The 18,892-nt window shown below is 38.7% G+C and carries 19 protein-coding genes and 2 pseudogenes; 9 read left to right on the top strand and 12 right to left on the bottom strand.

Features of this window, described 5'->3' with window-relative positions; genetic code table 11:
- Positions 1–48: 48 nt before the first annotated feature.
- The 3 genes and pseudogenes from mobQ (at position 49) to FU672_RS16865 (ending at position 3,556) form a co-directional block, all read left to right on the top strand.
- A pseudogene (gene mobQ / locus FU672_RS16875) lies at positions 49–1,555 on the top strand (MobQ family relaxase).
- A gap of 124 nt (positions 1,556–1,679) precedes the next feature.
- On the top strand, positions 1,680–2,777 hold the full coding sequence (locus tag FU672_RS16870) for a ComEC/Rec2 family competence protein (protein WP_148244129.1): 1,098 nt from the start codon (positions 1,680–1,682) through the stop codon (positions 2,775–2,777).
- The gene (locus FU672_RS16865; RefSeq protein ID WP_148244128.1) at positions 2,774–3,556 is read left to right on the top strand and encodes a hypothetical protein; all 783 of its coding nucleotides are present in this window, start codon (positions 2,774–2,776) and stop codon (positions 3,554–3,556) included. The genes FU672_RS16870 and FU672_RS16865 overlap by 4 nt, the downstream gene beginning before the upstream one ends.
- Positions 3,557–3,636: 80 nt before the next feature.
- Here FU672_RS16865 and FU672_RS16860 read toward each other — a convergent pair whose 3' ends face one another.
- The 3 genes from FU672_RS16860 to FU672_RS16850 are packed head-to-tail and all read right to left on the bottom strand — an operon-like array spanning position 3,637 to position 5,056.
- Positions 3,637–3,912: a hypothetical protein gene (locus tag FU672_RS16860; protein WP_148244127.1), complete on the bottom strand. Its 276-nt coding sequence runs from the start codon at positions 3,910–3,912 to the stop codon at positions 3,637–3,639.
- Positions 3,913–3,922: 10 nt separating this feature from the next.
- Entirely contained in the window at positions 3,923–4,474 is a 552-nt protein-coding gene (locus tag FU672_RS16855; RefSeq protein WP_148244126.1) for an SEN1982 family lipoprotein, read from the bottom strand.
- 15 nt (positions 4,475–4,489) lie between these two features.
- A complete protein-coding gene (locus FU672_RS16850; RefSeq protein WP_148244125.1) occupies positions 4,490–5,056 on the bottom strand; it encodes a hypothetical protein in 567 nt (188 codons plus the stop codon).
- A 341-nt stretch (positions 5,057–5,397) separates the two neighbouring features.
- Between FU672_RS16850 and FU672_RS16845 the strand changes: the two genes are divergently transcribed.
- The 4 genes from FU672_RS16845 (at position 5,398) to FU672_RS16830 (ending at position 7,298) form a co-directional block, all read left to right on the top strand.
- A complete protein-coding gene (locus FU672_RS16845) occupies positions 5,398–5,778 on the top strand; it encodes a hypothetical protein (RefSeq protein ID WP_262349025.1) in 381 nt (126 codons plus the stop codon).
- Positions 5,779–5,903: 125 nt separating this feature from the next.
- Positions 5,904–6,374: a hypothetical protein gene (locus tag FU672_RS16840; protein ID WP_148244123.1), complete on the top strand. Its 471-nt coding sequence runs from the start codon at positions 5,904–5,906 to the stop codon at positions 6,372–6,374.
- A 114-nt stretch (positions 6,375–6,488) separates the two neighbouring features.
- On the top strand, positions 6,489–6,767 hold the full coding sequence (locus FU672_RS25150; RefSeq protein WP_262349024.1) for a hypothetical protein: 279 nt from the start codon (positions 6,489–6,491) through the stop codon (positions 6,765–6,767).
- A gap of 123 nt (positions 6,768–6,890) precedes the next feature.
- Positions 6,891–7,298, top strand: a complete 408-nt coding sequence (locus FU672_RS16830) for an H-NS family histone-like protein (protein WP_148244122.1) — start codon at positions 6,891–6,893, stop codon at positions 7,296–7,298.
- 64 nt (positions 7,299–7,362) lie between these two features.
- Here FU672_RS16830 and FU672_RS16825 read toward each other — a convergent pair whose 3' ends face one another.
- The 3 genes from FU672_RS16825 to FU672_RS16815 all read right to left on the bottom strand — a co-directional run bounded on the left by FU672_RS16825 (position 7,363) and on the right by FU672_RS16815 (position 10,277).
- Positions 7,363–8,613: a conjugal transfer protein TraW family protein gene (locus FU672_RS16825; RefSeq protein ID WP_148244121.1), complete on the bottom strand. Its 1,251-nt coding sequence runs from the start codon at positions 8,611–8,613 to the stop codon at positions 7,363–7,365.
- Positions 8,614–8,781: 168 nt separating this feature from the next.
- The gene (locus FU672_RS16820; protein WP_148244120.1) at positions 8,782–9,927 is read right to left on the bottom strand and encodes a hypothetical protein; all 1,146 of its coding nucleotides are present in this window, start codon (positions 9,925–9,927) and stop codon (positions 8,782–8,784) included.
- Positions 9,924–10,277 (bottom strand): hypothetical protein, encoded by a 354-nt coding sequence (locus FU672_RS16815; RefSeq protein ID WP_148244119.1) that lies wholly within the window; start codon positions 10,275–10,277, stop codon positions 9,924–9,926. Before FU672_RS16815 ends, FU672_RS16820 begins: the two co-directional genes overlap by 4 nt.
- 179 nt (positions 10,278–10,456) lie before the next feature.
- Here FU672_RS16815 and FU672_RS16810 point away from each other — a divergent pair, with 179 nt between their 5' ends.
- Positions 10,457–11,278: a hypothetical protein gene (locus FU672_RS16810; protein ID WP_148244118.1), complete on the top strand. Its 822-nt coding sequence runs from the start codon at positions 10,457–10,459 to the stop codon at positions 11,276–11,278.
- 25 nt (positions 11,279–11,303) lie between these two features.
- Here FU672_RS16810 and FU672_RS16805 read toward each other — a convergent pair whose 3' ends face one another.
- From FU672_RS16805 to FU672_RS16795, 3 genes are all read right to left on the bottom strand, one after another.
- Positions 11,304–13,964: a DotA/TraY family protein gene (locus tag FU672_RS16805; protein WP_148244117.1), complete on the bottom strand. Its 2,661-nt coding sequence runs from the start codon at positions 13,962–13,964 to the stop codon at positions 11,304–11,306.
- 16 nt (positions 13,965–13,980) lie between these two features.
- Positions 13,981–14,505, bottom strand: a complete 525-nt coding sequence (locus FU672_RS16800; RefSeq protein ID WP_102351121.1) for a hypothetical protein — start codon at positions 14,503–14,505, stop codon at positions 13,981–13,983.
- A 320-nt stretch (positions 14,506–14,825) separates the two neighbouring features.
- Positions 14,826–15,590 (bottom strand): hypothetical protein, encoded by a 765-nt coding sequence (locus FU672_RS16795; protein WP_148244116.1) that lies wholly within the window; start codon positions 15,588–15,590, stop codon positions 14,826–14,828.
- Between the two features lie 1,084 nt (positions 15,591–16,674).
- Here FU672_RS16795 and FU672_RS16790 point away from each other — a divergent pair.
- A pseudogene (locus tag FU672_RS16790) lies at positions 16,675–16,917 on the top strand (H-NS family nucleoid-associated regulatory protein); the annotation flags it as partial.
- Between the two features lie 111 nt (positions 16,918–17,028).
- Here FU672_RS16790 and FU672_RS16785 read toward each other — a convergent pair.
- The 3 genes from FU672_RS16785 to FU672_RS16775 form a co-directional block, all read right to left on the bottom strand.
- Entirely contained in the window at positions 17,029–17,457 is a 429-nt protein-coding gene (locus FU672_RS16785) for a lysozyme inhibitor LprI family protein (RefSeq protein WP_262349023.1), read from the bottom strand.
- Positions 17,454–18,380 (bottom strand): DUF8812 domain-containing protein, encoded by a 927-nt coding sequence (locus tag FU672_RS16780; RefSeq protein WP_148244115.1) that lies wholly within the window; start codon positions 18,378–18,380, stop codon positions 17,454–17,456. Before FU672_RS16780 ends, FU672_RS16785 begins: the two co-directional genes overlap by 4 nt.
- 266 nt (positions 18,381–18,646) lie before the next feature.
- Positions 18,647–18,889 carry an H-NS family histone-like protein gene (locus tag FU672_RS16775; protein ID WP_148244114.1) on the bottom strand — a complete coding sequence of 81 codons (243 nt, stop codon included), beginning with the start codon at positions 18,887–18,889 and terminating at the stop codon, positions 18,647–18,649.
- Positions 18,890–18,892 lie beyond the last annotated feature (3 nt).

Here is an 18,892-nt window from a genome sequence, read left to right as displayed (position 1 = left end):
TATATTTTGGTTTGATATTTAAATTTATATTGAGGTTATTTTTATTGTATGGCTATTTTTCATCTTGATTTTAAAATTGTGAAACGAAGTGAGGGCAAATCTTCCGTTGCGAAAGCTGCCTATCATGCTCGTTGCAGAATCACAGATGAAAGAACAGGTGATACCTATGATTATAGTCGCCGTACTGATTTGTACGGGCATTTCATATTAGCACCTGTTAATACTCCAGAACATATTGTTAAAGATTCTACAGCATTGTGGAATGAAGTTGAACGAGTCGAGCGTCAGCAAAATGGTCAAACAGCTCGTTATTTCGATGTTGCTATTCCTGCCGAGTTAAACAATGACAACAAGAAAAAACTTGTCCTTGAGTATTGCCAGAAAAATTTCGTTGATAAAGGCATGATTGCCGACATCGCTTTTCATGATCTTGATAGCGACAACCCACATGCTCACGTTATGTTGACATTAAAAACTATAGGACCAGAAGGTTTTGGTAAAAAGGAAAGGAGCTGGAACGACAGAAAAATGTCTGTTTTATGGCGTGAATCATGGTCAGCTATGGCTAACAGCTACCTTGCTGCCGCTGGTTCGTCAGAACGTATTGATCATCGTTCCCTTCAGGCCCAGCACAAGGAAGCTTTAGAAAAAGCAGCAGTAGCTTTAGATAATGAAGAAAAAGCGCTATGGCTTGCTAAAGCCACTGAAACGAACCGCCCTGCAATGAAACGTATCCACAGTGCCAAATGGCGTAGTAAGGCGGCTCAGGAACAAAGAGCCACAGAACAAGCTGTTCGTGATGCTGCCAAGCAGGAAGCAGTTGAAGTCTACAAAACATTCAGCGAACTTGATCTTGAAATCGTCGTTGATGTCAGAAGCTTTACGATTACACATCTTGCTGAACCAGAAGAGATTGTATTACCTAAAACACACCCCGGCTCTTCTACTGATGAGAATCAAAGACCTGTATTGGTAGCACCAACTCCTCATACTCGTATGCTTGGCGTTAAATCTTACCGTGATAAAACAAAAGTCAGTAAGGTCGTTGCTGGTAAGAAACCATCAGTCAGTATTTCTGATTCTGGAACAAATACTATCCTGAAAACATCCTCCTCTCAAAACCCAAACAGGGCATCCAGAAGCGCCCCTGAACGTGTTAAGAGGACACAGGCTATTCCACCGTCAGGATAATATTTTTAAACGCTTCACAACTCTTGTCATAGATTTTTTCAAGCAGAAGTTTGTATGGGCTAAAACAAACAAATCCCAAATTGATCTTATCAGTGAAGAACATGATAAACGTATTGCTGAAAACTACGTCTTTGACGAGGTTCAGGGCATCTATGTATCACGCGTTGAGTATGAAAGACAAGCCAGATTTAACAAGGATGACTACAAACCTACACCCGATGAGGTCAGGCGCTTTCCAAGCCGTCTGGTTAAAACAGCACAGCCTGATAGTGAACTTGACTACATACCAACGCTCTCAGTTGGCAGGAGATCGCCATACCTTAAGCTCAGGTATGAACCACAGGCTAAAACCATAAAAAAATGAACTCATCGCCCTATTGATTTTTCAGATTTAGACTATATCTATCTTCTGAATAAGGCATAAGCCATGATTTTACCGTGGCTTACATAGTTTAAGACAATTAACAACAGTTTTTATAAGGATTTTCATGAAAGATGGTATCGAGGTTGACTTCTTGCCTGTGGGCGAAAACAAGCGTAGTGGTGATGCGATCGTTATTCGCTGGAGAGAGAATGACGAATATAAAGTGATGGTTTATGACGGGGGAACCAAAGATTACGGCAAGGAAATTGTTGCACATATACAAAAATATTACGGTGTGGATTATATTGACTATGTGGTAAATTCTCATCCCGACAATGATCATGCTGGTGGCTTGGCCTATGTGCTTGAGAACATGTCTGTAGGAGAACTATGGATGCATCGTCCTTGGGCCCATAGCGCAGAAATACGTGATTTCTTTCATGATGGCAGAATAACAGACAATAGTTTGGCTGAAAGATTAAAAGATAAAATGTCAGCTGCTTATGCTCTAGAAAAAATAGCTGAAGAAAGGGACATACCTATTATTGAACCTTTTGCTGATTGCCAGATAGGTATTTTTAAAGTTTTATCGCCACTGCGTGCTCGCTATACTAGCGAATTGATTCCTGAATTCGAAAAATCGCCTGAACAGAAAAAATCAAATGTGATTGTTGAAGGTATGGAATCTTTTAATGATAAGATTAAAAGTCTAGCTGCTTCTTTTGTAGATAAATGGAATTTTGAATATCTCCCTGAAACAGTTAAAACCTCTGCTGAAAATGAAAGTAGCGCGATTTTATTTGCAAAAGTAAATAAAAAAGGTTTTTTGCTTACAGGAGATGCTGGAATTAAATCTTTGCGTGAAGCGGCTGTCTTTGCACAAGGTTCAGGTATTGATTTACCCCAAGAAGTATTTTTCGTTCAGATCCCTCATCACGGTGGTCGCCACAACGTATCAACAGAAACATTAGATTTAATTATTGGAAAACCATTATCAAGCAGAGGACAAAATCCTACCCGAAAGGCCTACGTTTCCGTAGGTAAAGAGGCTCCGACTCACCCTAAGAAAGTTGTAACCAATGCGTTTGTGCGAAGAGGTTTTGAAGTCGCTAAAACTAAAGGTCAATCTATCCGCTATCACTATAACATGGAGGCACGTGATGGATGGGTTCCACTCGAATACGTTCCTTTTTATGATGATCCTACTGAGGCAGAAGAATGACTGACTCCTTAAACTCAACATCTTTTGTTAAAGCATTGAGCCAGTTTACTGACCCATATGAACGTAATGCTCGCCTATATCCATCACTTATTGCTATTTTACCATTTGTTGTGATGGTCTTGACTCTCTACCAAGAGAATTTAGCTTTACTTCATCTAGGGTTTATCTCGGTACTTTCGTGCGGTGGATTATTTTTACTCTCCGATATAGCAAGGCGTAGAGGAAAGATGAAGGAAAAAAAACTCTGGAAAAAATGGGGAGGAATTCCATCAACTCAAGTACTGCGGCATAATGATGATTCTTTTGATGCAATATCTACTGTTCGCTATCACCAGATATTATCAAACAAAATGGGTCAACAGTTCCCCACCCTAAGAGATGAAGATAAAGATCCCATCAGCGCTGATGCTATATATACAGCCGCAGGTAATTTTTTAAGAAATGCGACAAGGGACAAGAATAAATACCCGTTACTTTTCAATGATAATATAAGTTATGGATTTCGTCGAAATGGATATGGTCTGAAAGTTATAGGTATAGTAATTAGCCTTATATGTTTACTGTGGGTCTTTGTAAGAACTAATATTCAAACTTGGAATGTTCGGATAGAAACAAGCCATAGCATTGAATCAATATTCAATATTGGTGAATGGTCAACAGTTGTTTTTTCCTTATGTATGACCGTTGTTTGGTTGTTTGCTTTCACAGAACTAGCAGTGAGAGAAGCCGCTTTTTCATATGCTAAAACGTTAATATCAACATGCGAATCCTTACGTTAAATTAAAATAAGGCAGTTCACTGAAAGTGAGCTGCCTTATTTATTGACATAATTATTTTTAATGTAATTTAAAACTAATCATTACATTCTTCGCCTGAACACCACATTGTCAGAGAAGATCGCCTTGCCAGCAACAAAACTGATAATAGCAATTATTGGTAGGCTGATAGTAGCACCCGCGATGCCTGTAGACATTCCGATCAGGATAGACAGGCCAAATGTCAGTAAGATAGCTACGGCAGCATACCACTGCGGATAAGCCCCATATAAAACAGTCGCCATGCAGCCTGTGCATACATGCACACCGCGCTGGCTCTCTTTCAGGCAAAACGGACACTGAATTGTATTGTTTTCCATAATATCCCCCTTAAATCGCTTTCCAGCCATTGCTGGTTTTAACAAGATTAATCAGGCCATCTTCAGGTTCATTCATGCCCTTGACGCTAGAGAACGCTTTTTTGTCCACCCATGAAGGAACATCCGCCAACTTCCATGTATAAGACACGCGAACAACTTTCTGATTACGGTTTCCCGGTTCGGTCCATTCCTTGATTTCAGCAACTGCCCGATGACCGACACAGGCACCTTTCTCACGGTCCCAAAACTCAACCTCTTGGCCTTTGTCTGTTACTTCCAGAACATCGACACTACTGAAACCATTAGCTTGTTGAGAAACATCAAGCAGTCCCTGATTAGCCAGACCTTTTAAGATTTCATCACTGGTACTGTATCCGGCAGAACGGTAGCCACGGTTAACCTTAATTGGAAAACCTTTATTGAATGCAAAGTCATTGTCCTGCAGCGAGTAGCAAAGCTTTGCTTGTGATATTTTCTCGTTGATCGCTTTCTCAAAATCGCTTTTATCACCGCATCCCGATAAAAGAGCAGCAAGACCTGCCACGAGTAAAAATTTACGCATCGTGTTATCCCAGAGTTAATGGTTAATCGTACCGTTTCTTAGAACAACCAGACGGACTGGCATATCTGCGTTGTTGACGGTAGCGAACCCACGGACTTCGAAATTGTTTACCGTTCCAGTGACGCTGACTTTCTGCCCTTTCTTATAGGTAAGAACTGCATCATCAATACCAGAGTAGTAATCCAGCCAGACCATCCCGCCGCAGTAGCTTGTATCGGCTGTTTTAAAGAGCAGATAATAGTTAGGGTTAGATTTGGGCATTCCCGTCATCATATCGCTGGCACTTCTGCCCTTCGTAACTTCCAGAACAGTGGCATTGGTGATAGCGATCCTTTTGCCCGTCCATTTTTTCTCTGCTGCCATTGCGTTTTCTTCATAGTCTTTGCAGACAGGGCCAAGGCCAGACACAGGTGATTCCGGGCCAAGGCTTTGAGTGGAGGCGGTTCCCCCCAGCGCTTTACCTACTGTAGACAACGAAGAACTGATTGCCCCATTAACTGTATTCACGCCATCGTTGAGCTGCTGGCAGCCAGAAAGAAACACCAGAGAGACCGCCAGTGGTAAGAAGTTATGTCCTTTCATTTATTCCTCAAGGATTTAGTCAGATTCGTATACCCCAATCCCGGCGCACTGACCTATAGATCAGGAGTTATCGTCTAATCAATTGATAGAATTGAATTATTTTTAGTGTTCGTCACATCGTTTAAATCGATCGATACAAAACAAATGATAGTTACAAGCTATCATAATTAACACATCGATCGATTAAATCAATTAAAAGATCGATCGATAGCTCGCTTTTAATCGACAAAAACTATCAATATAAATTTATCGATCGATTTTACAGATCATTTTGCTTGAGTATGCTGGCACTGGCGACTATGCTGGGCTGAGATAAAGCAGTAAAACAGCGAGGGATGAGCATGGAAATCTTCGAAAAAGATCAAAAAATCGCTTTTGTTGACTCGTTCAGCAATGCTGCTTTGTCTTACGAATACGAACAGGCGGGCTTCACCATTAATTTAATGCAACGCTCGGTTCTTCTCTTTAACCATAATATAAAGAAAAACGTAATGTCTTCGACATTGCGTAAAAATATGAACAGTACATTTATATATCCATATAGCAACATCAGGGAAATCAACTACTCGCTGCCTGATTGCAGATCCGATGATGCCGAGATCTGTATTATGACTGATGATGTATTAAAACCAGTCTGGACGTTCAGGGTTCCATCTCATGCACATTATATTTGCGAGCAATGGGTGGAAGTATTTAATAACCATATTTTCTTTGGCCCATAAACGAAGTATTAAACAAAAGGAAATTAAATATCTGACTAATGATATTAATTAATAGAATTATTTGCTTTTTAGTGAATTAATGTTTAATTATATACACATATAATATTTAATATCGAGGTACATTTATGTCTGGAAAAAATCCATTTTGGAATTATGATTACAATGCGGCACAACGTAATAGAGAAATTGCAGATTCTTACCGACAAGCAAATGAGGCAAGGCTGGATTCTCAGCAGGCTCAGTTTGAAGCATCTATGGCTAATGATAGGGTTAGCAGAATACAGATGCAGTTGAATAACACAATCAACAGCCATAAGAAGGTTGTGGCTGATTATGAGCAACGTCTTGAAGAATATAAACAAAATTTCTTTCGTGTAGCTTTACATAAAAACATTCTCTTCAGAACGGTTCGCAGACTTCAGGAGGAATGGCCGGATAAAAAGGAATTCATCCTTGATGAAATGCAAAGACAAAGAATTTTATGTAATCAACAGGATTATAGAGAAAGATGGTGGAATGCCATAAAAGATAATAATCTTGCTGACGATTATCTTGAGTTTCCATTTCCGAATAGAGAGGTAAAAAACAAACCATAATAAGAATTTAACTATTCGTTCATTACATTATACTTATTTTATTAATACACTAACCTGCTGTATCTCCTAAAAACACGCCTACACATCAATCATCCATTTTATGGAATACTCATCATGACAACTACTTTGCATCCAAATTACGTTGTTGTATCAAAGCTAATATCTAAGTTTGACATTACACATGACAGTAGAGATGAGAATATTAATATCTTGATTTCTATCATTTATGACTTGGATAACGGCAATACAATCGAATACTACATTAATAATCAGGAAGAGGCCGAGAAAAAATGCATTGAGAAAAACAGATTTTCAAGGAAATTTAAAAATCGCATTGATAATATATCACCTGAAGAAACCCGCTCGGCTAAAGATAATCACAAACCCAAATAAAAAATTTGAACTCAGGATGGAACTAATGTCTATACCATATAATGTATTGATTTTGTGCACAGGAACGATTAAAACTATGATGTTATTGCTTGTATTCTTTACCACAAACATTAGGGAAATCGCATGTCTGATGCTTTAAAGATCATCAACAATATTCGTACTCTCCGCGCTCAGGCTCGTGAACTGACACTCGAAGCCTTGGAAGAGATGTTAGAAAAACTCACTATCGTTGTAGAAGAACGTCGTGAAGAAGAGGCCTCATTTCTAAAACAGCAGGAAGAGAAACAGGCCAAGCTGGAAGCATTCCGTCAGAAGTTGTTGGAAGATGGCATAGACCCGGCAGAGTTGCTTTCAACTGTTAGCCCATCCTCTTCCAAGACAGGAGCGAAACGCGCCCCACGTCCTGCTAAGTATAAATATGTTGATACCGATGGTTCGGAAAAGACATGGACAGGTCAGGGCCGAACTCCTCGTGCTATCGCTGCTGCGCTCGAAACCGGTAAGACGCTGGAAGATTTCGAGATCAAGTAATCTTCATACCATATGTCTACCAAATCCGCTGGCCCATCGCTGGCGGTTTTACCATGACTTTCAATTATTTTGTTGCCTGAGTCGCTCTTGTAGCATTAGTTTTTAAATTATTCAGCATTTGCTTATCAACCGGTTGCAGTTGCTGTCCTAACAGAGCCGCAAGCAAAATATTTGTGTCTTCTGTTCTTTCGATTTGAAGCATTTGTAATCTTAAATCAAGTGCCTGCATTCTTGCCTGCTCATGCGCAGTTTCTTTTTCATCAGCACTACTGATTTTTACCTGCCAAGCGTCAGCGCCTGTTGTATCTGCATAGCGTGAATAGATCTCATATCTTAACATTTCCCACTCTGAAGGATTATCCGGGAATGTTGTGCCGGGAAATAAGGTCGCATACTTGTTTTTTACGGAAGCATCTGACCAAGCAAGGTTTGCTCCCTGCGTAGAACCTAATGTGGATCCTATTTTGGCTCCTCTGGAGTTCACTGATACATTACTTGCTTTTTTCATTGCCAGTACGGAATCAATGGCGTTTGTTCCAGCAGTGCTTCTGGAGACAAAGCTCGAAAAGGCAGATAAATATTCTCGACCTTCATTTGTGTCTTCTAATCCTTTGTTCTTCAATGGTTCAACGGGCAAGTTCCCTATAAGATTTCTTTTTGCTGCTTCAGCAACCTCAATCTGCTCAACAGAATAGGACTGATTCGAAACCTTATTAGACAATGCATCGGATTTAGATAATGGTGGTGTAATTAGGCTTGATGCCGACTTATCTTTATCAGGATACTGACCTATAGTATTGCACCCACCTCTGTTATATTTCACATCATCTTCAGAGCAAACATTTATTGATACTCTGCCCATGATGTTTTTCTTGGCCTCATTTATTCCGGTATTTGCTTGCGTAAACATCTTAACGCTGTTTTCAGATAAAGCCTCTTTCGCTGAGCTTGTATTCGATCCTGCTGCACCACGACCACCTGCGCTCGTGACTTCTTCACAGGCGCTGGCATCAGGTATTCTGTTTAAGATATTTTTCATACGCTGTTCTTGGATAGCCTGACTGGCATTACTGACAACCGCATTCTTCTGATTCTCATTGGCTGTTATGGTTGCTTGTGCCAGCTTATCATTCATAGAGACCAGTGTCTCTATTAGACCATTTCCCATAGATTGAGGTGAACGCCCCATTAAATAAGGATCCAGAGTATAGTTTGTGACTGGATAAACAGCCGCTGCTGGGTTTACATATAACATGGTGAAACATATTATACATATCCCCTCTACTTTATTGACTTTAAATTTATTAACTTTCATCACCATTCCTTTTAGTTACCACCCAATTTACTAATTAATCAATTTAAAATAACTTGTCAATTATGCCAAAGAATGTTAAATAATTAAAATAGAAACTGGCTTAAACAATTAATTATTTGGAATAGATTTTTAGGTGTGTAGTTATTAAAAAAATCAAACAGCGCAGATTTATAAAATCATCAATGAAGTTTTTCTATAATGATTATTAATTATGTTATTCACTTTATTTCCCATGACTGCTTTTACAGCCCTTACACCACGTTGCATTTTATTTAAGCCCCTGTTAGCTAACCATTTTTCTCCGTCTTCGTATCCGTGCTCAAAACGCCAAGGAACAAGTTTATCACGATACCCCCATATAAATGGAAATCTATCTTCTATCTTTTTAGCTGCTAGTTTAACATCATTTTCATTGATACCAAAAACACTGTTGATTACGCCAAGAAAGTTACTATGCGAAACAAAATTCCTAGAATCTGAATTTATACTCTTAATTGCACATTTACTTACAATATCTGAAATATAGCCATGAATTTCGTTGAAAATTTTAAAACACAAGCTATTTTTAGATGTTAAATACGCATTAATGCTATCATGCGTGTAGTATCGCTCTGTCACATTCATAGCTTCTATGTAGTCAGAAATAGCCTCGATAATGAATCCTGCTTTATCTCTTCCATATAATTTATCAAGAAGAATACAACAATATAGATCGGCATAACCTTCGCGTGTAGCTTGTCGTGCGATCATTTCTGTTTCTACTATTTTCCCAGAGAACTCATGCTGAGATATAACCAACTCTTCAAATGACATTAATTCATTGATAAACTTAGCCTCTTCTGTTCCCTCATGAAGATAGCTACCGTTTAATTTTTCTGTCTGATGGTGAACAGCATGACCAAGTTCATGTAGCAAAGTGATGTTGGCAGCAATATTGATATCGATGGGCTTTTCTGTATATTTATTTAGCCCATCATAAAAATCATGTTCTGCTGTGAATGTTTTATCAAGGATGTAGATACACTCTTTGTTAGATTTATATGATGTATCCAATCCTCCTAAAAACTTATTAGGTAGACTTTTAAATTTAGTCCATACAGAAAAATCATAGAATATGATTGGTAATGTTTTATCTATACTCGGAAAAATGATATTACTATTACCATTTAAAATATCTAATAATTCATTTGTATTTGTGGACTCATTAATATTAAGTTTAACTAACTTATTCTCATCAAATTTTTTCTTTTGGCCCCCATCTTTTTTCTCAATAAATGTATTGAATGCCGGAATACCTCTTCCAACAACCTTCATGCTGATTTCATCCTTATCATTGTCATTTCACCATTACGTACCTTATCATCATGTTCTAAAAAAACAAATGATATATGGAAAAAATCTTCTTTCTGCTTACAGACAAAATCCATTATATAATTTTTCATATCAAAACTATATATGACATCTTCCAACTGAAGACCCACAACTCCATTTTCAATGGCTATAATATAGTCTTTACTATCTATACAATCTTCAAATTCAGTCTTCCTATCACTACTTACCCCCTTAATATCCACTATAAGTAAGTCTGGTTGGTCGTTGTAAGAATATAAATCAAACTTTGGTTCTAGCAGTATTTTATCTCCAACTCTAAATTCTAACTTCATCTATCATCTCCTTTTGTTATATCATTATGGAGATAATCAATTTATAATAGACTGTCAAATATCAATCCAAGAAAAGAGGATCGCATCCTATTAATATTACGTGTTATTTAAATATCTAATTGATCTTGCTTTTTTTCTGTGTATGATAAGGGCTAATAATTCGGTCCAGAGAGATTAATATGTCGATTAGCATATCATTGGTCGGAGGTTTTTTAAAACTCGTTAAACCCTTATGGAATATAATTACTAGGTTATTTTTGTTAAGAACATATCAGTTCTCACATGATCTTTGGCTTAAAGATCACTTACTGGGGACTCATTGGTATTCCTTAGACGAACACATTGAATATTCATTATACCTTTCCACTTCAACAGATAATTTTTCTGGAGGTTCCAAAATCGCCTTTCGCACGAAAAAATCCAACATTTCTGCATTCAGATTAATATTTGAAGCCGAAGGATGTGGGATCAGATTCCAACAAGAGATTAGTTTAGAAGATATAAATAAAACTCCTATAGTTGTTCATTTAACAAATATCCCCCAAATTAATGTTATCAGCACCAATGATGGAGGTATCATGTTCACTATAGAGAAGTATTCGTTCAAAAATTGTCTTGTCATGAATAAAGAAAATATTAGCCCAAAGCCATTTAGCACTCATACCTATCATCTTTTTAATGGTTGGGCACTAAATGATGAATGGATATATCGTTGGGATACATGGTGGAATTGCGATGCGATTAAATTGGCTAAACGTAGCATAAGGGATTATTGGTTCTTCCGCTATGGAGGATTAAAGTATTATGATTGTATCTATGATCAAAATTCAAAATTACCATATACAATAATCAGAAAAATACTATCAAAGATGCTTACAAACTCAATCTCCATAGATATACAATTTTGGTTAGCGATTCATTCTAAACATTTCTATTTCGATAACACTGGCATTCATTTAGAAAAAGACAGTAGGAAAAATGGTATAGAGGATAACAATTAAAAAGAGGACCGAAGTCCTCTTAATATCACATTCCATCATTACCTTCTTTTGATGATGAACTACCACCGGAAGATCCGCCACCATTCCCTTTATCTGGAGCCTTAAAGCTTTCAATCGGTGAAGCTTGGGCCTGTAGACTTATAGGCAGTAACGGTCTGTTCTGCTCACCAAATGATACAGCCCTGTTAGCAGCCTTTTGAGCTACATTCATATAACCCGCTGCGCCTGCTGTATCACCAACAGCATCTGCGGCCTCAGCCGCATTGTAAGCCGAGTTAGCACTTTCAAGAGACTGATATTCATCCTGCTGATCCAGTGGGCCAGCATTACTCATATGAGTTCTGAATGCAGATCCCGTATCATTGGCTTTATTAGCTGCCTGTGCTTTCCCCTGTTGAGCTTGTTGATGCTGCTGAAGCTCACGTTGCTGTTCACGGTCTTTGTTGATTTGCGCATTCCTGAGCTGATTACTCATCGCATTTGAGGCGTGAGAAACCTGATCCAACACGGTTTTGGTAAACATAGCACCTTCAACACTTTTTGATGCCGACTGTGCGTAACCCGACATGCTCTGGCCACCATGAACACCAAGCCACTTCATAATTTCATCAGGGATGATGTGAATCAGTGAAAGTGATTTCTTCACTACCGTGAACATCATCGCAATATAAACAGCAATGAGCGCCAGTGACTCGATGATACCTATCCCGGCATTGGCTGACATCATGCCAAACGCGCCGGAAAATGTTTCATTGACGATCCCACCAAGGATAGGGAGCATCGTATAGGCTGCTATTAATCCTGTTATCATTAGCGCTGGACGCATGGTTAACGATAAAACCAGACCATAACCAGCGCCACCACGACCCACTACGCCATCACCGTCTGGATGTAAATGTGTTATTACCCATAATGGTGCTGCGACCATTGCTTCAAGGCACAGGATCATCCAGCCGACACAAACACCAAACCACATGACGTAAGGCAACATAGGAATAACGACGGCTAAAGTATCGCCAGCTATCCATAATGGGATAACCAGTGGCATAACAATCCCCATAGCGCCAAATGCACCTGATACCCAGCTTGCAGTCGCTGATGTCCATGCGCCAAGACCTGCGCCAACAACCGCAGAACTTCCTAATAACGTCCAGCCAGCGGCACTGATTGTATCCCCAAGCCCTTTAACGGCTAATAACGGGTTTATCGCCTGTAAATTGGCAGCGGTTGTGTCGGTTGAAAATGAAACAATTTTCCCTTGCTTTCTTCCATTAATAACGCTGGAACTGAGAAAACCCGCCATTGCACCAGAAATGCTCTTATTGGCTTCACTCTGAAGAGAGGAAACAATCTTCCCGGCATCATCCGTTTTAGGACCTGCGCCACTTTTACCACTGGTATTCGCTTCTGTTCGGTTTTGCGCATCAATACCATTCGCATATCTTGAAGCTGTCGTTGATTTCGCCATATCCTGAGCCACTTTTGCCATAATTGCGTTCAGACTGTTATCGAATATATCGCCGTATTCCATTGTCGCTTGTCCAGCTACAGGAAGATTATGAGCAGCTCCATTAATCGCATCCTGCACACGGATCAGTTTCATACTCCATGCGCCAGCCATAAACCATCCGTCTTTCTGGACATTCTCTTTGAAATCATCCCACTGGTCGCCAGTGGAAAAAACTGTTCGTACTGCAGTATCAATAATGGATACATATGAGGCTGTTGCGCTGTTTATCCCGGTCTGGATATCTATGTTATTATCAGCGACATACTGTTCAGCCAGCGTTTTCATACTGTTATTAAGGCCGATGAATGCGGCATTGTGTGCCTCAATAACATCTGAAATATTCGTCTTTATATCCTGTGGCATGTAGGCCATATACATGCCGCCAGCAGCAATGGTAGCCTGAGCTTTAGCCCGTTCATCATAAGAAGCTTTGGCCTTGGGGTCTGTAAGCGTGATGCTTCCACAGGCAGCCTTTGATACCAGTAAATTTTTATTCATATCATTACCGGCATTGCTGGCTCCATAACTGTATGTGTATAAATAGGCACCTTTCTCCAGTGTCATATCAAACTCAGGCGTAACGTGGGGAAAAGGATCGGCTGCTGCTGATTTCTTCCATAGCTCACTTGCCTTCAACATACAGACGTTATTGATAAAAGCAGTTTTCGCTATACGGTCAAGTTCCTGATAAGACGCTGATGTTGTGATAACTGCTCCATCTGAGGGGTTGGAGGCATAAGTATTCCAGACGGTATCCGCCAGACCGACTCCCTGATTAATCATCCACAGCACCATAACCTGAGCGGCACAGAAACCACCTGCTGCCGGAAGTATCATTGCCGTGCCTAATGCAGTTCTTACGGGCAACCACATGGAAGACCATTTCTTACCCAGCATTTCTCCGTCATGTGCCGTTGACATGGTTCCGGCAATCAGTGTGTAGGCAGCTAAAATGCCACCAACCAGTAAAACAGCGCTGTTGAGGATCGTCATTGTGCTGGCTAAGGGGCTTTCCGCTAAATTCTCCGGGAATAAGATATCCAGAAACCACAGCTTTGATTTGTCTGTCTCCGGGACGGTAAATAAATCTGCGGCATAAGCTGACTGAGTTAATAACAGGAAAGCTAATATTGCTAATAATATCGATACTTCTTTTTTATTTATATTTATCATCATTACATTCCTTTGTCTCTTACTTCATTGAATTACTGATGCTGCTCCAGACATCGGTTCCATTGACGGTTGCTCCCGATCCTGATGAAGAGCCAGTTCCTGTAGAAACACTTCCATTTGCGATATTCCCAATCACGGGCATATCAATAGAAATACTCTCGGATATACTTCCGGTCAGTTGAGTGACTTTTTCTCTCGCAATCGAACAGGCTTTACTTATTGCTGCTTCCTTCGTTTTTTTAATTATTGAATCCACAGATGGCAGGTTGATGCCGAGGTTTCCCACAGGCCAAGCGTCCGTACAACCAATCGTCTCAAGTGACTGATTGATGTTATCCATGAAATTCTTCGCTACCGGCTCTAACTGAGCCGCATCCTGCTTCATGGCGTTATATTGCGCTTGTTTTAATGATGAGCTGACATCCGGGCTACAGACTGCTGCGTTAGCTGTGGTTGCTGAAATTAACATTGTTGCGGGAAGGATTATTTTGAAAATGCGGACACAGACATTTGTTCGCCATTTGTTTTTATTAAGTTTATTCATGTGATACTCCTTTGATTTATTACATTTTATTCACCATATTTTCTTCTTCTGATTAAATAAAAATACAATGCCTTATTAATATATATTAAATAAAATAGAATTAATCAAGAGAACGATAATTTAATTTGACAATGACTTTATTTTTGATTACTGTTTAAAAGTAAATAAATGATTACTCCGAAAAATTTATTACAATACTCTGAAGAGGCCAGTTTATCTGGCTTCTTTTAATTTAATAAGGATTTCATCTTGCACATCCCAACGTTTAAAATATGAATATATGTGTATAAAAAGTTCAGAGAAGTCGCGTTAATGGATCACTAAATATTATCCCAATCTAACGGTTCTTCTGGTGGCACAAGACTTGTGTTCTCTACAGAAGGGATTTTATTTATACTTTCACTCTTCACTAACCCTTGAGACTTTTTAGCCTGCAATCTTGCGATTAACAAATCTATGTCTTCTTGGTTATTAACTTCTTGCATGACTGCTTCAATTGACCTGTTTTTGTCTTTAAGTTTGCTATTGCCGCCGCCATTGACAACTATGCTTTCGGGTTGTTCTTCCATTGCTTCTTTCTTTTTTATAATCTCTGAAACAAAGCGAGCACGATCACCATTGAAGACAATAGCAGGGTTTATGAAATACCAGTTTTTCTCATTGGTTTTAGCAATAATGCGTTTTTCGATGAGTTCTTTGATCCCTCTGTAAAAGATAGATTCAGACAAGACAAAGTGATCTATTTTTTCAGCAAGAGACATTGCCTTTTTACAGCTCAGGTAGAAATGATCTTTGCCTATCGCATCCTGATATATTCGTAAAAATATGAAAAACACTTTGTATGCTGTTTTCGTGAGATCAAAGTATGCTTTTATCTGAGAGGTATAGAGTTTAATGAACTCTTCTTTATCGACCTCTTGTGTATGGACGATATTGGCGAAGTAGCTTTTACCAGTGTCTTTCTTTTCGATAAGTTCTGTGCCTCTTGAAACGGTCAGATTTTTCTTTCGTGTTTCAATCTTTAGCTCTGTCTCAAAGCAAAAAGGATTTAATCCTAAATCCAAGTCAACGTCTATTTCATTCATTTTATTATTACCTCTTGTTATTTTATTTATAATAAATTAAATACCATGCACAAAAAAGATATCAAGTTTTTTGCATATTTTTTTGCGAAAATATTTTCAAAATCGCAACTATTCCAGTGACGATACTTTAAAGCACTGTCGTTTTTAAGCTAAAAATGACATAGAAACTGACTGCAAAGTCAGGAAAGCTCACCGTGCAGTCAGGAATACTGACTATAGAGTCAGGAACACTGACTGTACGGTCAGTCGTATATTTTCGTTCTAAACCTTATGCCGTAAGGGCTACAGGCCGTTTTTTTCTTAATTTAATTTTGCAAGAAGTAAGAGATAATACTTAATAGGATTAAAAGAAACCGGGCGATTTTTATAATCGCCATACAGGGTTTCAACATTTTAAATGATTAGTTTTTTGAGTGCAATATTTATTTTTATTGCGAAGCATCTCTTTCTATTTCACTAACATCTTTTTTTGAAAATCACCACCATCTATGAGCTGAAGCTCATGTGCTGACGCACGGCTACGCCCTAACGCTGTAAAATATATTTAACACTTTAACAATGATATTTGCTATGTTTTAGAGGAAAGCCAAAAGGAACAATCTCTGTTCTTTTAATCATAATAAGATATATATGAGCCTATATGTTATAACAGTATTAGCACTAAAAAATATAGCATTTGCTCTTAAATGTATAGAAAAAATATATTTAAAGAAGCAGCACTTCATGATTGCTCAAAGCAATCACATTGCTGGAACAGGGTTCATCTCTGTTAGGGATGATTTTATCCAAAAAAAAAATCGGCAATAGCCGATGAAGAAATAATGGTATGATTGATCTTACTTGTCACTTCATGTGCGGTTTAGTTTTTAAGACATTTTATACACAAACTTTGTCCTATGCTTAATTAAAACTTCATATTGAAAAACAGATCTTTTCTTATGAGCTTTCGCTCATGGCTTCGCCCTTTCTCTATATATTAATTAGAAGATCATCAAGGATATAGAATGTTCTTTTACACGCATAGTAAAACTATATCCCCAACAGCAGCACTGAGTGATTGTCCAAAACAATCACATTGCTGGAACAGGAATCATTGGAAGCCTTCCTCCAGAAACTGTTAGAAGATGGTATTGACCTTGCTGAACTACTCGCAGCAGTTGGTTCATCTCAACCTAAAGCCAAATCGGTACGCACTTCACGTCCGGCAAAATACAAATATACAGATTAAAACGGTAATGAGCAGACTTGGACGGGTCAGGGACCCACGCCTAAATCGATAGCAGCAGCTATCGAGGCTGGTAAAAAACTTGAAGACTTTGAGATCTAACTATTTGTAGATGTATAGCCTCTGTTATCCGGGTTTAGTTGCCATCGTTACAACAAACCCGGAGACAATAATTTGTATTAATTCATGCCAGAGCTAATACAAATAAATCAACTACGGATTAGTCATTTTTATCTCTGCAATTCTATTATTATTCATATTAATCAAGCAACTCAGCATTACCTCACCAAAGGCATGTCCCCCCTGTTCACTTGTTGTAAGAACTTGGCAATAATTATCTCTATATTGAACCCACCCATCTTGGCTTTTTTTGAAAGCAGATAACATACTCTGTTTTTGTTCCTTACTTCCCATCCACCACTTTGAATAATCCATTTCCTCTAACTCATGAAACTTTTCATTATAGCTTTTTTGTAGTTCAGCATTTGTCTTCTCATTCAGAGAGCCAAGACATTCATCGTCCTCTTCACTATATTTTGCGACACAATCTTCAACAGCTTTATTTTTCAACATTGGAAATGAGTCAGCAACTGCATTAAACTGGAGTGCAAGTAACGATATCAAAAAAAATATTTTTTTCATTTTAAATAATTCAACCGTAAAGTTAACCTGCGAGGATCTCTTTTCTGATAAATATCATTATTAAGATATGTGATAACATCTTGTTTACTGCCATTTTTAGCAATTATTGCTACCATATCACTGGCTGTAACATTCCCCTGAAAAAGGGTATCAACAAAAGTATCTTTAATTTTCTGGTCTATATTATCCCATGATACAGGTGATGGCACTTTTGCTGAAAATTTTAGATACAGGTGTTTAGCGTAACTGACTTTTTCAGCATAGGATAACTCAAAAAGCCTGACCTGTTGATAATGGCTAATCTCCCCTACCAGTGGGCCATAAACTTCAATAAAAATATCAGCCTCGTGTCCTGACAGATGTGATGCCAGCGCACAAAGCTGTGCTTTATACTCTTTAATCCCGGCCTGTCTTAGCAAAGAGAGTATTTCCCCGGCACTTCGCTTCTTCATATCAAAACCACGTCCCAACGTTACACCTGAATCATTGGTAGGATGATGCAAAATGCGGGAGAACCACGGCATACGGGATGGTTGTCGAAAAGGTTCAACTGCAGTGATATAATCAACACCTTCGTAGTCAAAGGTCAACTGACCTTCCTTAACTGTCAATATACCTCCACTATGCTTAGGTCGCCATTCGGTGCTTGAGGCATTGCGCATTGCCTCCATAAACCAGATGTCAGTGGGTTGTACAAGCCCTGTTGGAGACATTCTTAGTAGCGATTGATACCAGCGTATGGCTTCAATAGTATCAGCAGAACAGTGCCCCGTCACAGGTAAAGGCCGCCCAGTACTCAAGGTATAACCTGCAGCATCTAACATTAACTGTAGATTTTTAACTTCTTTTACTTCGTTGGCACCACAAGCCCCAACTGAACTTGTCAGCCGAAATATATGTGGTTTTGTTCGATTGGATCGCAAAGTCCCTCCCGCGTCAGGCAACTGAATGCCGCTTTATCATCATCGAGTTAAAATTACTGAAACAGTTTGATTATATTCCTTCATATTATCACGCGAAAACAGTTAGTTATCCATAACCTATAATTAGGAATAATCTTAGTTTAGTTATTGTATGCAGACTTACATATTAGCTAGATTTTATTTAAGGAATGAGCATTGGTATAGTAATAGAAAATATTTCATTAAACATTTAATATGGACAATATATCGCCATATAGATTTGATGATCATCTGTATAAATCTTTTGGTGAAATACGATCATGTCCCATTTTCTCAAGCAACTGTTGTAACCTCTTGGCTCTCAATTTCTGAGCCTTTTTCTCACCAATCTCCTGATAGTATTCTTCCCGGCGCTCCGCAACAACTTTACGGAACTTATTCAAAAGCTGTTCCAGTGTTTTGATGTCAGTAGTAGCCGCTTCAGCTTGGATTTTTTTGTACATATACATAACATGGAATTCATCAATCATATT

Origin of the sequence: Enterobacter asburiae, from assembly GCF_008080435.1 — a bacterium.
Lineage (GTDB): Bacteria > Pseudomonadota > Gammaproteobacteria > Enterobacterales > Enterobacteriaceae > Enterobacter > Enterobacter asburiae_C.
The sequence above is the reverse complement of the archived record's forward strand: the minus strand, read 5'-3'. Positions and strand labels throughout refer to the sequence as shown.

Bases quoted from the DNA above. Each gene is read 5' to 3' on its own strand.
- FU672_RS16855 (WP_148244126.1), bottom strand. From the start codon at position 4,474: ATGCGTAAATTTTTACTCGTGGCAGGTCTTGCTGCTCTTTTATCGGGA.
- FU672_RS16845 (WP_262349025.1), top strand. From the start codon at position 5,398: ATGGAAATCTTCGAAAAAGATCAAAAAATCGCTTTTGTTGACTCGTTC.
- FU672_RS16800 (WP_102351121.1), bottom strand. From the start codon at position 14,505: ATGAATAAACTTAATAAAAACAAATGGCGAACAAATGTCTGTGTCCGC.
- FU672_RS16840 (WP_148244123.1), top strand. From the start codon at position 5,904: ATGTCTGGAAAAAATCCATTTTGGAATTATGATTACAATGCGGCACAA.
- FU672_RS16805 (WP_148244117.1), bottom strand. From the start codon at position 13,964: ATGATGATAAATATAAATAAAAAAGAAGTATCGATATTATTAGCAATA.
- FU672_RS16820 (WP_148244120.1), bottom strand. From the start codon at position 9,927: ATGAAGGTTGTTGGAAGAGGTATTCCGGCATTCAATACATTTATTGAG.
- FU672_RS25150 (WP_262349024.1), top strand. From the start codon at position 6,489: ATGACAACTACTTTGCATCCAAATTACGTTGTTGTATCAAAGCTAATA.
- FU672_RS16830 (WP_148244122.1), top strand. From the start codon at position 6,891: ATGTCTGATGCTTTAAAGATCATCAACAATATTCGTACTCTCCGCGCT.
- FU672_RS16815 (WP_148244119.1), bottom strand. From the start codon at position 10,277: ATGAAGTTAGAATTTAGAGTTGGAGATAAAATACTGCTAGAACCAAAG.
- FU672_RS16860 (WP_148244127.1), bottom strand. From the start codon at position 3,912: ATGGAAAACAATACAATTCAGTGTCCGTTTTGCCTGAAAGAGAGCCAG.
- FU672_RS16850 (WP_148244125.1), bottom strand. From the start codon at position 5,056: ATGAAAGGACATAACTTCTTACCACTGGCGGTCTCTCTGGTGTTTCTT.
- FU672_RS16810 (WP_148244118.1), top strand. From the start codon at position 10,457: ATGTCGATTAGCATATCATTGGTCGGAGGTTTTTTAAAACTCGTTAAA.
- FU672_RS16795 (WP_148244116.1), bottom strand. From the start codon at position 15,590: ATGAATGAAATAGACGTTGACTTGGATTTAGGATTAAATCCTTTTTGC.
- FU672_RS16785 (WP_262349023.1), bottom strand. From the start codon at position 17,457: ATGAAAAAAATATTTTTTTTGATATCGTTACTTGCACTCCAGTTTAAT.
- FU672_RS16775 (WP_148244114.1), bottom strand. From the start codon at position 18,889: ATGATTGATGAATTCCATGTTATGTATATGTACAAAAAAATCCAAGCT.
- FU672_RS16870 (WP_148244129.1), top strand. From the start codon at position 1,680: ATGAAAGATGGTATCGAGGTTGACTTCTTGCCTGTGGGCGAAAACAAG.
- FU672_RS16825 (WP_148244121.1), bottom strand. From the start codon at position 8,613: ATGAAAGTTAATAAATTTAAAGTCAATAAAGTAGAGGGGATATGTATA.
- FU672_RS16865 (WP_148244128.1), top strand. From the start codon at position 2,774: ATGACTGACTCCTTAAACTCAACATCTTTTGTTAAAGCATTGAGCCAG.